The sequence below is a fragment of the Nitrospirota bacterium genome (assembly GCA_035516965.1).
Classification (GTDB): Bacteria; Nitrospirota; UBA9217; order UBA9217; family UBA9217; genus MHEA01.
In genome coordinates, this window is the sequence record DATIZR010000027.1 from 1 (window position 1) to 13517 (window position 13517).

12 protein-coding genes are annotated in these 13517 nt (G+C 57.6%); 2 read left to right on the top strand and 10 right to left on the bottom strand.

Annotated elements, in window-relative coordinates:
• Window positions 1–118: 118 nt before the first annotated feature.
• The 5 genes from VL197_03105 to VL197_03125 form a co-directional block, all read right to left on the bottom strand.
• Window positions 119–1291 (bottom strand): HD domain-containing phosphohydrolase, encoded by a 1173-nt coding sequence (locus VL197_03105; GenBank protein ID HUJ16957.1) that lies wholly within the window; start codon window positions 1289–1291, stop codon window positions 119–121.
• A gap of 31 nt (window positions 1292–1322) precedes the next feature.
• Entirely contained in the window at window positions 1323–1676 is a 354-nt protein-coding gene (locus tag VL197_03110) for an STAS domain-containing protein (protein ID HUJ16958.1), read from the bottom strand.
• Window positions 1669–3342 (bottom strand): ATP-binding protein, encoded by a 1674-nt coding sequence (locus VL197_03115; GenBank protein HUJ16959.1) that lies wholly within the window; start codon window positions 3340–3342, stop codon window positions 1669–1671. The genes VL197_03110 and VL197_03115 overlap by 8 nt, the downstream gene beginning before the upstream one ends.
• Window position 3343: 1 nt before the next feature.
• A complete protein-coding gene (locus VL197_03120; protein HUJ16960.1) occupies window positions 3344–5365 on the bottom strand; it encodes a diguanylate cyclase in 2022 nt (673 codons plus the stop codon).
• Window positions 5366–6168: 803 nt separating this feature from the next.
• Complete coding sequence (locus VL197_03125) at window positions 6169–7035, bottom strand: CpXC domain-containing protein (GenBank protein ID HUJ16961.1); 867 nt, start codon at window positions 7033–7035, stop codon at window positions 6169–6171.
• Between the two features lie 137 nt (window positions 7036–7172).
• On the opposite strand from VL197_03125, the gene parC reads away from it, so the two are divergent.
• Window positions 7173–9434 (top strand): DNA topoisomerase IV subunit A, encoded by a 2262-nt coding sequence (gene parC / locus VL197_03130; protein HUJ16962.1) that lies wholly within the window; start codon window positions 7173–7175, stop codon window positions 9432–9434.
• A 76-nt stretch (window positions 9435–9510) separates the two neighbouring features.
• Window positions 9511–9930 (top strand): secondary thiamine-phosphate synthase enzyme YjbQ, encoded by a 420-nt coding sequence (locus tag VL197_03135; protein ID HUJ16963.1) that lies wholly within the window; start codon window positions 9511–9513, stop codon window positions 9928–9930.
• A 77-nt stretch (window positions 9931–10007) separates the two neighbouring features.
• Here the strand turns inward: VL197_03135 and ftsH are convergent, their stop codons facing one another.
• The 5 genes from ftsH to VL197_03160 form a co-directional block, all read right to left on the bottom strand.
• Window positions 10008–11828 carry an ATP-dependent zinc metalloprotease FtsH gene (gene ftsH / locus VL197_03140; GenBank protein ID HUJ16964.1) on the bottom strand — a complete coding sequence of 607 codons (1821 nt, stop codon included), beginning with the start codon at window positions 11826–11828 and terminating at the stop codon, window positions 10008–10010.
• Window positions 11829–11877: 49 nt separating this feature from the next.
• Window positions 11878–12381, bottom strand: a complete 504-nt coding sequence (locus VL197_03145; protein HUJ16965.1) for a Slp family lipoprotein — start codon at window positions 12379–12381, stop codon at window positions 11878–11880.
• A gap of 32 nt (window positions 12382–12413) precedes the next feature.
• The gene (locus tag VL197_03150) at window positions 12414–12923 is read right to left on the bottom strand and encodes a Slp/YeaY family lipoprotein (GenBank protein ID HUJ16966.1); all 510 of its coding nucleotides are present in this window, start codon (window positions 12921–12923) and stop codon (window positions 12414–12416) included.
• Between the two features lie 58 nt (window positions 12924–12981).
• On the bottom strand, window positions 12982–13245 hold the full coding sequence (locus VL197_03155) for a hypothetical protein (protein HUJ16967.1): 264 nt from the start codon (window positions 13243–13245) through the stop codon (window positions 12982–12984).
• 105 nt (window positions 13246–13350) lie between these two features.
• Window positions 13351–13476 carry a hypothetical protein gene (locus VL197_03160; GenBank protein ID HUJ16968.1) on the bottom strand — a complete coding sequence of 42 codons (126 nt, stop codon included), beginning with the start codon at window positions 13474–13476 and terminating at the stop codon, window positions 13351–13353.
• Window positions 13477–13517: the final 41 nt, after the last annotated feature.

Here is a 13517-nt window from a genome sequence, read left to right on the forward strand (position 1 = left end):
TCACAAGCAATGCAAAAAGGCGGTGATTACTCACCGCCTTTTCTGTTGTTCTCTTGTCATGCTGTTTCGTAGGGACGCCCAATCGCCTCTTCCCATGCACGTTCCCATACGTGATCGATCAATTGGCCGAGATGCTTTCGGTCAGGTGAGGCAAGAGGGGAAGAATCTGGAGATCATGGACTTCACCGCTCAATTCCCTGAGGAGCAGGTTGAAAAAGGTCTTCGTGATATGTTCGTCAAATTGAGTGCCGCTGCATTTCAGCACCTCGCGGAATGCCTCATCAAGCCCCATCCTATTCCGGTAGGGGCGGTCCGTCGTCATGGCGTCAAAGGCGTCGGCAAGCGCGAGGATCCTTACACCCTCGCTCAGTTCGGTCGCGCTGAGCGAATCGGGATATCCCTTCCCGTCAACCCGTTCATGATGGTGAAGGACAAACATCTCGACGTTTTTCCACGGGAACTTGATCTTCGACAGGATATCGTAGGATATCTGGGGATGCTTTTTTATTTCCCTGACCTCGGGCCCCGTTAACGCCTCTCCCTTGTTGATGATATCCCGATCTATGATGATCTTGCCGATATCGTGGAGCAGGCCCGCAACGTAGATACCCTCCACATCGTTCTTCTTCCAGCCCAGTTCGCGGGCGATCGCGACGGCATAGCTCGCGACGCGATAGGAATGGTCCTTGGTATATTCATCCTTGGCGTCGATTGCAGCCGCAAAGGCCTGGATCGTGTCGTGGTAGATGCGGCGCATGTTCTCATACAGTCGCTTGTTCTCCGCAGCCTTCTTGGCGAGATCCCTGAACAGGCGGGCGTTATGCAGCGTTATCGCTAGCTGATGGGCGACGACCCTGAGAACATCCTTGTCACTGGGGCGGAAGGGCGTTTTGCCGATCTTCTTACCGAGCGCGAGAGCGCCGACAAACTCATCCTTCACGAAGAGCGGAAGGAATATCCTTGCCTGGAGACTGGCGAATACGCTGCTGTTCTGCTCGTAGAAGTCGCTCAGCGACAGCTCCCGGATGGTATGGGGTTCATTGATCCGGAACTTGCCGACCTGGTCCGCTCGGATTGTCAGTCGGGACACCTGCTTGATCGCGTCCTTGTGCCCCTTGTGGGCCAGGAGTTTGAGGCATTTTTTCGGTGCTTCGTAGGCATAGAGCGATGCCGATGGTACGGAAAACATGCCCGTTACGACGTAGAGGGCGGATCTCATCTTGTCCGTCAACTCCTTCGATGAGGACACTTCCTGCCCCAGGTCGGCAAGGGACGCGATGCTGAACATCATCCGCTTCAAATGAAGTTTCCTGTTCGGCATGTCAATCACGGTCGCTCAAATAAGAGAGAGCGTCCTTCTCGTCCTTGAATACGCGCACGTGTTCGATCAAACCCACCGTCTCAAAGATGTCCCGGTGGATCTTCTTCATGTTCGTGAAGCAGAGCTGGCCTTCGTAATCTATCGTCTTTTGCACGATGCCGGTGAAGATCGAGACGCCCAGCGTGTTGATGAACTGGACGTGGGAAAAGTTGATGACGATCTTCCTGAGCCCCCTTCCCAGGTACTGCTCGCTGGTCAGTTCAAGACGTTCGGCTCCGAGGTCATTAATGTACCCCGTAGGACTCATGATCGCAACATCTTGCGCATCTTTGAGCGACAGCGAAAAATTACTCATGGCTGATGGCGTCCTCCTTCTTTACTCCCGCAGTCGGTTCAAGCTTCTTTATCAAAGTCGTTTTCGTTCCCCGGGCCGTCTTTTCAAATTTCACTTCGTCGGCGTATCGCTTCATCAGTTTTATTCCCCACCCTCTGCCGGAGGTTCTGGCTTGCTCCCGGTCAACGGCGGGCTCGCCGCCTTCCAGGGCGACGAATTCCTGCCCTTCGCTTTCGATCGAAACTTCCAGGCGATCTTTTCCCGCGACCACTCCAACATAGACCCTGTTGTCGGTCCCCTTGCTGTGCTCCATGGCATTGATGCATGCCTCAATGACCGCTATTTGCAGCTGACCGACTGCATCCTGGTGCATGTGCAGGTTCTTGCCGATCTGCTCGAGGCACTGCGCTGCCACCAACTCCGCTTCCTTGATCATCGGCAGGGTGATCTCATAACTGACGACCTCTTCGCCGGCGGCCGATGATCGTTCAAGGATTTCCTGTGCCAGGTCATGAGACGCTTTCCCGAGGATCTCCCGGCGGAACAGGGTTTCAATGATGTCCCGTACCACCCGGTCATGGGCCGACCTGAGAACGCCGAACTCTCCGCGCGCAATATCCGCCCGGTACAGCCCGTGCGCGATCGCTTCCGCCTGGTCGACGCTCAGCGAGAAGGTCCTGGCGAGTTGGTGACATGCAAGGGGCTCATTTGAATGAGAGACCTTGTATGCCGCCGTGAGGGCAAGTCGTCTGAGCTCGAGATCGGGGAAAATGCACTTCAGGTGCGACGACACCGCCAGAGCGAGCGACCCCTCTGTAATCTCGTGTGCGTAGGCCTTCCAGAAATCCGCTTCAGTGGGATTAGGGAGTGTGGCCGCCATCAAAACGACGCGGCGCAGGTAGAGAGGATTGCCCCCGAGGTGGATGAGGAGGGCCTGCGGTATCGAGCCTTTCGAAGCGTGGTGCGCGTGGAGCAGGGATCCGGCGCCCGTAGCCGCGATGGCGAGCCCGAGGGGCGGAACGGCAATCCTCTCCAGGCCGCTTGAGACGGGCATGTCCCGGAGATCTGCCTCATTTCCCGCGATGATGTGGGGGGTCTTCCTGAACGACATGGGTACTTCGAACAGGGAAGCTAGCCGCGGATCGGGATTGTCGCCTATCGAGAGCTTCTTGACACGGTGAAACCCGTCGATCAGTACAGCCACCGGCACGCCCGTAGTCAGCACCGATTGCTGAGGAGCGTTCAACGCTATGTGGAGGGCGCTCAGCGGGTCTCCGGCATTTCGGGCAAATTTTTCCAGAACCTCTCGCGCCCACCGGGCCTCCCGTTCTTCCACAAGGATTGAAAGTTCGTCCAGTGATACACCGTCGATATACAGGAGGGCCTGCTCCTTTTTTTCGAACGCGATCCGTTGGTAAAGGAACTGAGTGAGATAGCTTCTTGAAAAGGACGCCGCGGAGACGAGGGCGGGGTTAATCGAATAGAAGAACGGAACGACCCGGTCTTGCCTCCAGAACAGCGAAGAGAAGAGCTGCTTGAGTAGCTCTGTTTTGCCGATGCCGCGCGGCCCGGAAAGATAAGCGCTTTGCGCCAGACCGCGCTCGGCCTGAAGGACCCTGCGACGGAGGTCGCCCAGCTCCGCTTCTCTTCCGAAAAATTCCGTTTCCTGAAGCGTTCCGGGCAGCATGTTACGAATACACCTCTATTCTGTTCTTGCCGCGATCCTTTGCACGGTAGAGTGTCTTGTCAACGAGGTCGAGCAGAAGTTCGATCGTGTTTCCGTGTGCGGGATAGCACACGATCCCGATGCTGGTCGTGAGCTTGATCGGTTCCGTGCTGGTTGTACGCTGCGGGAGGAAGGTGCTGTCCGCCACGTTGCTTCTCAGGCGCTCGGCGATTTCGACTGCCAGTGCTTCCGTGGTTTCGGGCAGGATGATCATGAACTCATCTCCGCCGTAGCGTGACACGATGTCGATGGAGCGGACCGTATTGAGCAGGGTCTCCGCAACGTCCTTGAGAACCTTGTCCCCGAAGAGGTGGCCGAAGGTATCGTTGCAATACTTGAATCCGTCGAGATCGAGCATGAGGAGGCTCAGTTGGTGGCCGTACCGTTCGGAACGCGACAGTTCATCCTTCAGTCGTTCATAGAGGTACCTGCGGTTCAACAGCCCCGTCAGGTGGTCCGTGATGGTCAACCTCTTGAGCTCTTCCGTTTTATTGATAAAGACGTTGCGCTCCATGATGATCGCTGCATGGGTCGCAAAGGACTGTATGAGCTTCAGATCCTCCTCGTCGAAAACTTCGCCGCTTGTTTTGTCAGAGAGGTTGATTACGCCGATGATTCGATCGTCGATCTTGAGCGGAACGCTCACGAAGGACCGGGTCTTGTAGTGGTCACGATTTTTCTGCCTGATCCGCGGGTCGCTCTCCAGGTTCTTGACAAGATAGGGCTCGCCCAGCGCCGCTACTTTCCCGGCGATGCCGACTCCGCGCTGGATCCTGATCTTGCCTGACATTCCCTGGATGATGCCTTTTTTCGCCTCGAGGAGAAGATTGTCGGTTTCATGATCGAGCAGCATCAGGGACCCCTGTTCAGCCTTCAGCAGTTCGGCGGACTTCTCAAGGATTGTCTGGACGAGGGTTTCAAAATTCTGGATCGGCACAATGGTCTTGGTCAACTCCGACATGGCGACAAAGCGGTTGAATTTCTTGTAGAGGTCGTGGTGCAGTTGCTGATTCTCGATGATGAGAGCGGTCTGCTTGCAGAACCCCGAAATGATCTGCTTGTCGTTTTCTTTGAAAATGCGGTCGGGGATGCTCAGGATCCCGCTTAATCGCTTATTGACGACAATGGGGAAATAATAGCGGGAGCCGCTTCGAGGCGTTTCGACGCCGGTAGCCGCTGCCGGTTCCGATGTCCGGACGAAGGCTTTGCCTCTCAGAAGGTCCTTGACGATCGGGTCATGGACATCGATGCTGTGCGGGTCGGTCCGGATGCCGCCCTTGGACAGGCCGTAGAGGCTCGTAAATCTGCTCCGAGCCTTGTCGAGCGATAGGATCGTGATCCGGTCGACATCGAGCAGTGACGAAAGATTATACAGCATGTCGTGGTACCGCGTTTCCGGCTGCTCAGCGCCGGAAGAGCCCCAGAGTGCGAAGACGCTTTTCAGGCTTTCGAACTTCTTCCGCAGGGTCACGGTTTCCTGCGTGTTCTTCAAGAGCCGGTTGACCGTGTCGACCGCGAAGTTGCAGGCCTTCCACGCCTGCTTGGAGCTCGTAAAGTTGAGGGGTGTCTTTATGGTGACCATGTCAACGCCGTAGGCGCTGACGAGGTCCATGTAGTCACGAAAATCCTCGTACGAGGAAAACGACCCCTGCCCAAGGACAACGGCTCTTTCGTCCATGAAGTCGATGGGAAAAGCAAAGCTCATGATCTTCGCGTGGCATTTGAAGATATTGGGTGTACCCATCTCGAGGGTGTTTACGATGAAGGGTCGGCAGACGGTATCGCACAGGGATTTGAGTTCAGCTGACTGGGAAGGAAATCCCTTGCAGGGCAGGTTATCTCCCTGGGGGACATAGATCGGCTCTCCTGCAGCGGAGTAAAGGCTGAGAGTAAAACCCAAGGTTTCGGAAAGGGACTCAAAATGCTCCTGCCACTTCCCGCCCGTAAAAAGGTCCTGCAGACGCTGCCCGGTTGATATGTTCAACGCAGTACCTCCGAAGTGCTCATGAACCGATCGTTGCGAGAGCTCTCGTCCTTATCCTTTATTAATATGAAAGCAATCCGTAACTCCCGAAGCAGCGCGAGCATTTTCCCGTGCTCGACAGGAGGGACTCCTGGTTTCCTGTAAAAAACAATTTTTGAGCAAGACGTTGAAAAAGCTTGTAGTTTTACAACTCACCCTGCTGCTAATGTGCTTTGTGAACCGCATTCCTGATCGTAAGACGCTTTGGAACGGAATGATGATTCTGGGAAAAAGCGGTGAGGTACTCTCAATAAACAAATATCATAAGACAAATAAGCCGTCAAGAGGAAAGGGGCCCGGCAAATAATTTATGTCGGACTCATTTAATTGCAATAAATTGCATTAAGCAAGATATACGCCATATATATTATACTAATATATAATATTTTAGAATTACGTTCTAATGTTTTAGCATTATATATTTCTAATTTTAGGAAGTAATACATATACAACGATAGTTTGCATATCTGATCGTTCGGTTTGGAGTCAGCAAGCTGGTATCGAAGCCGAAATCATTCGAACGGTAAGGCCGGGCTCCGGGAGCTTGGCTCTCGTATGTCCCGCGACGGTGCGCTTGTGGTATCGATGCATCGGGTTTCAGGAGGACGAAGAAAGCAAGTTGTTGCTTCGATGGCGGCGTTGTGCTCCTGTGGGTCAGGAAAAGACGACAGGAACAACCGCCCGCGGCGGCTCCTGTCTGAGTGGGATGAGTGACAAACGGTAATGCTCGCCGTCCTTCATGCGTTATGCCGACTGGCCATGTATTAGTGTGACGGTTCTTGGGCCTCGACCCGCGATGCCGTTCTTTTTACTTCCTTGCGAAGCTCATTTTGCGCATCATAGGATTCGACAGTCCCCAGCTTCCAGGTATAGACCCTGCCGCACGTCTCGCATGAGGCGCCGGAGAGGGCCTCTTTGCAGCTGGGACAGTACACGACATAGTGTCGCGAAAGAAGGTCGTTGTGGTCGTTCAATTCAATCCGGTTGCCGCAGCATTTGAACTCGGCGGACAAGTCCGCCCCGCACTTGCACCGGCCATCCTTGGGCCAGGGAAGCATCTCCTCGAGCGTATAAACCGCCTGGCCCAGAATGTCGACGAGTTCGTCGTTTGTCGCGTCGCCAAAGAACGATTCGGTCAACTTCTCGCGGATGTCGATCATCAGGGGATCTTCCTTCAGAAACCGGAGCATCTTCCGAAGGCGCTCCTCACCCGTGCCGATCCTTGACAGGGCACGCAGGTTCCTGTTCATCTTGTAGTGATCCTGAAAATAGATCAGCATCCAGACCTGGGTCATGTCATAAAAAAATTCGAGCACCGGGTAGTAGCCGTATTTCTGCCGGATGCCCGTTTCCACTTCTCCTCGCTTGTCGGGAATGCGCGGGAACACAGCGATCAGCATGCCATCTTCAAAATCCTCGTAGAAAAAGGGGGTGCCTGAAAAATGCCGGCAGCCGCAATGAGTGCACTGAATGATGTTGAACTCCCATTTCAGGAGGGCTTTCCGCGCCTGCGGCGCCCGCGTCACGTCAACCCACGTGATCACCTTTGCCTGAAAGTCCCGGTCGCAGTTGCCGCACTGGAACGTCTCATGGCTGTATGCTTCTGCTTGGATGGTCAACAAATTTACCATGCCACATTATACACCTTTTTTAAAACTTGACTTTGAAAAATCAATCCTCTTTGTGGTAATATAGCGGCCGACAGTTAGTTGCATAAAATCCGGCTCATCGATTTTTTTCTGTTCTTGTGTTAAGAAAGGGGCTCTTCATGCCGATACAAGAGGATTCTATTTTGACAACGGCGCTCCACGCGGAGGTCGAGAACCGGTTTCTGACCTATGCGCTCTCGACAATCGTGTCCCGCTCATTGCCCGATGTCCGCGACGGCCTCAAGCCGGTGCACCGGAGGATTCTCTATGCCATGTGGGAGATGGGGCTGGGACCTACGGCGAAGTTCAGAAAGAGCGCAGCCGTCGTGGGCGAGGTCCTCGGCAAGTTCCATCCCCACGGCGATCAGGCTGCGTACGATGCCATGGTCAGGATGGCGCAGGACTTCTCCCTGCGGTATCCCCTGATCGATGGCTCGGGTAACTTCGGAAGCCTCGACGGCGACCCGGCCGCTGCCATGAGGTATACCGAGGCGCGGCTGTCGCAGCTTGCCGAGGAGCTGCTGGTCGAGATCGAAAAGGACACGGTGAGCTTCCGGCCGAACTACGACAACTCCCTGAAGGAACCCGTGGTGCTGCCTGCCCGCTTTCCCCAGCTGCTCGTGAACGGCACCTCGGGCATCGCGGTCGGCATGAGCTGCTCCTTCCCGCCGCACAACATCGGCGAGGTGATCGATGGACTTGCGGCCATGATCGATGACCCCGCCCTCGAAGTGAAGGACCTGCTGAAATACATCAAGGGCCCGGACTTCCCGACGGCGGGACAGGTCCTGAACTCCAAGAAGGAGCTCAGGGACATATACCAGTCGGGAAGCGGCGCGATCCGGATCCGCGGCGAATATGCCGTCGAGGACCTTCCCCGCGGCAGGCTGGCCGTTGTGTTCACGTCAATTCCCTATCTTGTGAACAAGGCGAAGCTGCTCGAGAAGCTCATCGGTCTCATGGAGGAGAAGAAGCTGCCCCAGGTCGCTGCCGTGCGCGACGAGTCGACCGGCGAGGTGCGCGTCGTGATCGAGCTCAAGGCGGAGACGAGCCCCGAGCTCGTGACGGCCTATCTCTTCAAGCATACGGACCTCGAATCCTCCTTCGCGATCAACTTCACGGCTCTCAAGCCCACCATGGAGCCCGAACGGCTGTCGCTCAAGCAGTTGATGCAGTACTTCCTTGATTTCCGGCACGAGATCACGACCAAACGGCTCAACTTCGACCTGAAGATCCTGAAGGCGCGGCTTCATATTCTTGCCGCTTTTGAAAAGCTGTATGATGACCTGGATACGGCCATCAAGATCATCCGCAAGGCAAAATCGCGCGAGGAAGCGGCAGAGAAGCTCAAAAAGCACTTCAAGTTCGATGATGAGCAGGTGCGTGCGATCCTGGAGATGCAGCTGTACAGGCTCGTTGGCCTCGAGATCGAACGCATCCTGAAGGAGAAGGCCGAGAAGTCGAAGCAGCGGAAGGACATCGAGGCGATCCTTGCGAGTCAGAAGAAGATCTGGGGCCTGATCAGGACGGAGTTGCTTGAGATCAAGGAAAAGTACGGGGACAAGCGCAAGTCCGTCATGAAGGCTGCCGAGGACGTGGAGTTCTCCCAGGAGGACTTCATCGTGCACGAGGACGTGACCGTGATCCTCACGAAGATGGGATGGGTCCGGCGCGTCAAAACGGTAGGGGAAAACCTGCGCTTCAAGGAGGGGGACGACCTCCTGGCACTGCTGCCTGCCAACACCCGGGACACCATCGCGATCTTCTCTTCCATGGGCAAGGTCTATGTCATCAAGGCTTTTGATCTCCCGTCGGGGTCCGGCTTCGGCGAACCGGTCCAGAGCCTGTTCAAGTTCGGCGACGGCGAGCGGCCGATTGCTGCGATGAACTTCACTACGGTCATGGCTGGCGAGCGCGAGCCCGGCGGCGGACCGGAGAAGCAGGCCGAACTGGCGCTGGCGCCCCGCGAGGTATCGGCGCTGTCCGTATCAGCAAAGGGCATCGGGTTCCAGTTCGACCTCGGCCAGTTCAATGCGGTGACCACGCGTGCAGGGAAGAAGTTCGCCGGCGTGAAGGAAGGCGACGGCATCATGGCCGTGGAGATCCTCGATCTGCCGAACGTGCTGTTCCTTACGACGGAGGGCAAGGCCGTGGTCGTGGCGGCAAAGGACATTCCCGCTCTGAGCGGTGCTGGCAAGGGCGTGAAGCTGGTCAACGTGAAGAGCGGCGAAGTGGCGCTCGTACGTGCCGTGCGGAAGAACGACCAGGTGAAGGTCATCGACGAGAAGGGCAAGGAAAAGGTCATCGACCTCAAGGGGTACGGTGTGATGACCCGGGGAAGCGTGGGGCACAAGGCGGTCAAGGCGGTGAAGTTCGGGTAGAAGTAGATTAAACCCACACCCTGCACTCGCGCGTGTCATGCGTGGCTGGACCCGTGGTTGCAATCTGGGAACGAGAATGAAAAGCTTTCGCAAGGAACTCTGGTTCAACGTGCCCGCGCGCAGGGGGTTCATCAACATCACGCTGCAGGTGGAGGACTGTCTTCGCGAGAGCGGCGTCGAGGAGGGTCTCGTCCTCGTGAACGCTATGCACATCACCGCGTCCGTCTTCATCAATGACGACGAACCCGGCCTGCGTCATGATTACGAGGCCTGGCTCGAACGGCTAGCCCCCCACGAGCCGGTTGCCCAATACCTACACAACCGGACCGGCGAGGACAACGGCGACGCCCACCTGAAGCGCCAGGTCATGGGTCGTGAGGCCATCGTGGCCGTCACGAAGGGCAGGCTCGACTTCGGCCCCTGGGAGCAGATCTTCTATGGAGAGTTCGACGGCATGCGCAAGAAGCGTGTGCTGGTGAAGATCATCGGGGAGTAGACAGCCCGCCGGAACAAAAAAAGCGCCCTCGGTCATGGAGAGCGCTTTTTTTGCGTCGGGTCACGAAGGTGGTGCGTCTATTCCTTTTTCTTCTCCGGCAGCCCGAGGAGTTTCCTGATCTCATCCCCCTCAATGGTCTCTTTGTCCAGGAGAGCCGCCGCAAGCTTCCGCAGGTTCTCCTGGTTGGCCGTCAGCATTTCGCGGACCTTCGCGTAAGCCCCGTCCACCAGCTTCTTCACTTCCTCGTCGATCTCGCGGGCCGTCTCCTCGCTGTACTCCCGGGAGCTCTGCGGAATGCCGATATCGAGGAACAGGGGCCTCCGCTCCCGTTCAAAGGTGAGGGGCCCGAATTTTTCGGTCATGCCGTACTCCGTGACCATTGTGCGCGCGATCAGGGCGGCCCGTTGGAGGTCGTTCTGGGCGCCGGTGGACACTTCGTGGAAGATGATCTCCTCGGCCACCCGTCCGCCGAGCATGACGCAGAGCTTGTCCTGCAGTTCGGTCTTGGTCATGAGGTACCGGTCCTCGGTCGGAAGCTGGAGCGTGTAGCCGAGGGCCGCGATGCCGCGCTGGACGATCGAGACCCGGTGCACCGGGTCGGTGGTCGGCAGCAGCTCCGCAACGAGCGTGTGACCGCACTCGTGGTAGGCGACGGTCTCCTTCTCCTTCTTGTTCATGACCCGCGTTTTCTTCTCGAGGCCGGTCATGACCCGGTCGATGGCTGCTTCGAAGTCCGTCATGTCCACTTCGGTCTTGCTCTTCCGGGCGGCCAGGAGCGCCGCTTCGTTCACGATGTTCGCCAGGTCGGCGCCGACGAATCCCGGCGTCCGGGCGGCGACAACGGCAATATCGACGTCCTTCGACAGCTTCACGCCCCGGATGTGCACCTTGAGGATCTCCTCGCGGTCCTTGATGTTAGGCCGGTCGACGAGCACCTGCCGGTCGAACCGGCCGGGGCGGAGCAGCGCCGGGTCGAGGATCTCGGGCCGGTTCGTCGCCGCCATGATGATCACGCCCTTGCGCGCGTCAAAGCCGTCCATCTCGGCGAGGAGCTGGTTCAGGGTCTGCTCCCGCTCCTCATGGGTGCCGGCTATGCCGATGCCCCTGGCGCGGCCCAGAGCGTCGAGCTCATCGATGAAGATGATGCAGGGGGCCTTCTGGACCGCCTGCTGGAAGAGGTCGCGGACGCGCGACGCGCCTACACCGACGAACATCTCGACGAACTCGGACCCCGACAGGGAAAAGAAGGGGACCTTGGCCTCGCCGGCGACCGCCCGGGAGAGGAGCGTTTTCCCGGTCCCGGGGGGCCCGACGAGCAGGACCCCTTTGGGAATGCGGCCCCCGAGCTTCGTGAACTTGTCGGGTCGACGGAGGAACTCGATGATCTCCATGAGTTCCTCCTTGGCCTCGTCCACGCCAGCCACGTCATTGAAGGTCACCTTCACGTCGCTCTCGCTGTAGATCTTGGCCCGCGACTTGCCGAAGCTCATAAAGGTCTCGCCCGGGCCGCCCGATGCCATGCGGCGGAACACAAAACTCCAGATGAGCATCAGTACGACGAGGGGGAGTATCCAGGTCAGGAGGAAATCCCTGAGCCAATTGCCCGAGAGGTCGCCGCGGTAGGAAATGCCGGCGGCGGCGAGGCTCTTCACGAGGTCGGGATCATCCACGCGCACGACAGTGAACGGCTTGTCCTTCTCTCCAGCCTTGTCCGCCGAGCGCACGCCCTTGATCGCGTCCTGGGAGATGACGACATCTTTCACCTTGTGTTCAGTCACTAGGGCCTTGAACGTGCTGTAGGGTATCTCTTCGGTACGGGGTTCCGAGAAGAGCCGGAACACACTGATGAACACGAGGAAGAGCATCACGTACAGGAGTATCGGAGAGCCTTTTTTCATGCATGCACCTCGCGAGAGCCCGCCTCGGCAATTGCCCGGGCCTTGCCAGTCAGAATCCGTGATAGACTCCGACGCCGACACCCACGGAGATTTGCGGACCCGTCCTCGGCTCCCACAGCAGGATCTGCCTGGCTGCCACGACAGGGTAGCGGTATTGCATCTCGCCGAGCGGTCGCACTTCTTGGCCAACGACCTCGCCGATGAGTGATATCCGCTTGCCGGCATGATACACCGCGGGGTCCAGATACTGTCCGGATTTCATGATAAACCGGCCTTCAGTGTCATCCGTCTCCTCGGGTCTTCCCCTGCGGTCGACGGGACGTTGGAGCACCTCGATGAACGTGCCTTGGGCCGTATTCCGGATGTCGACGATGACTCCGCCCAGCATCAGCCATTTTCCCCGGTAATGGTCGGGATCGCGCTGCACGTCCCGGAATGCGGCGTCGGGGTCCACGCGGTCGAGTGCCTCCCGGGAAAAGGTGGGCGCGCATCCCGCGCAGAGCAGCAGCGCGGCGAACGCAGACAGGAACATTGTTCTTCTTTCCACTCTCATGGCATGCCCCCGCTCCGTTGTCCCTATAAGCGTCAGTTGGAATAGCGAGGTGAGGCGTACGGATCGTAGAGCGGATCGAGATACTGGGGTCTGCTCCAGGCGCGTCCCGGCTCCGGCCAGAGCTTCAGCTCCTTCGCGAGAAGAAGGGGCCAGCTGCGGTCTCCGTCGTCGAGCCCTTTGTGCCGGCTCCCGTCGATGATCGCAGCGGCGGTGATCTCGCGGCCCGGACTGTAGAGCAGGGGGTCGAGGGACCCAGGATGGAGGAGGAGAAAACTGCCGCCGGACCGGTTCGTCCGCAGCGGCCTGCCCCAGGAGTCCAGGGAGTGCTGCGCCACTTCGATCATGGTGCCGTCCGTGGTGCGGATTGCTCCGGCGATCGTTCCGCCGAGAATGACGAGCGTACCCTTATGCTGCTCGGGAGCCGACTCGATCTGTTCGAAGGAAAGGGTCTTGTCAGCCTGTTTGACGAGTTCCGGGGAGATGGCGTAGGTGCATCCGGGGAGGAGGAGGGCGATAAGGGCCACTGGAACTATGTTATTCATATGCAGACTCCTTCTCCGACCCCGCCACGCCCGGGCATGATGCAGAGGACCTGCCGCTCTACGCCCCCGAATTCTCCCGGGATTCCGCTTCGATCTTCTTCCTGACCTTGTCTGGGACGTCGACCCCGCTCAGGTCAAAAGCCCCGAGTTCGCGGGCCAGGAGATTGATCTTCTCGCTGGTCTGGAGGTGTTTATTGATGATGATCCTGCGCGTTTCCATGACCCTGCAAGATCCGCCCTTTGATGTCTTGAGGTCGTCATAGGTCAGCTTGATGGACAGGGCTTTCGCAACGAGTTCAAGATCCGCAAGCGTAATTTTCATGGCCATGACTTCTAGAGTAAGTATAGCAGAGAGCGATAGAGCAACACGCTGGTTCCTCGCTCCGGCGCCGTCACCGGCCCCTTGTCTCTGCTGGCGCGGGTCCGGTCAGGCTTCCTCTTTGTGGACCTCAAGGATGCTGACGACGTTCACGTTCGCGTCCTTGAGCGCCTTCTGCACATCGGCAAGCTTCGCGTCCTGCACCTTTAGAATGAAGTTTGTCTTCGTAGCCATTTTTCGGCCTCCTCACTAATGATTAGAAAGCAATCAGCGTT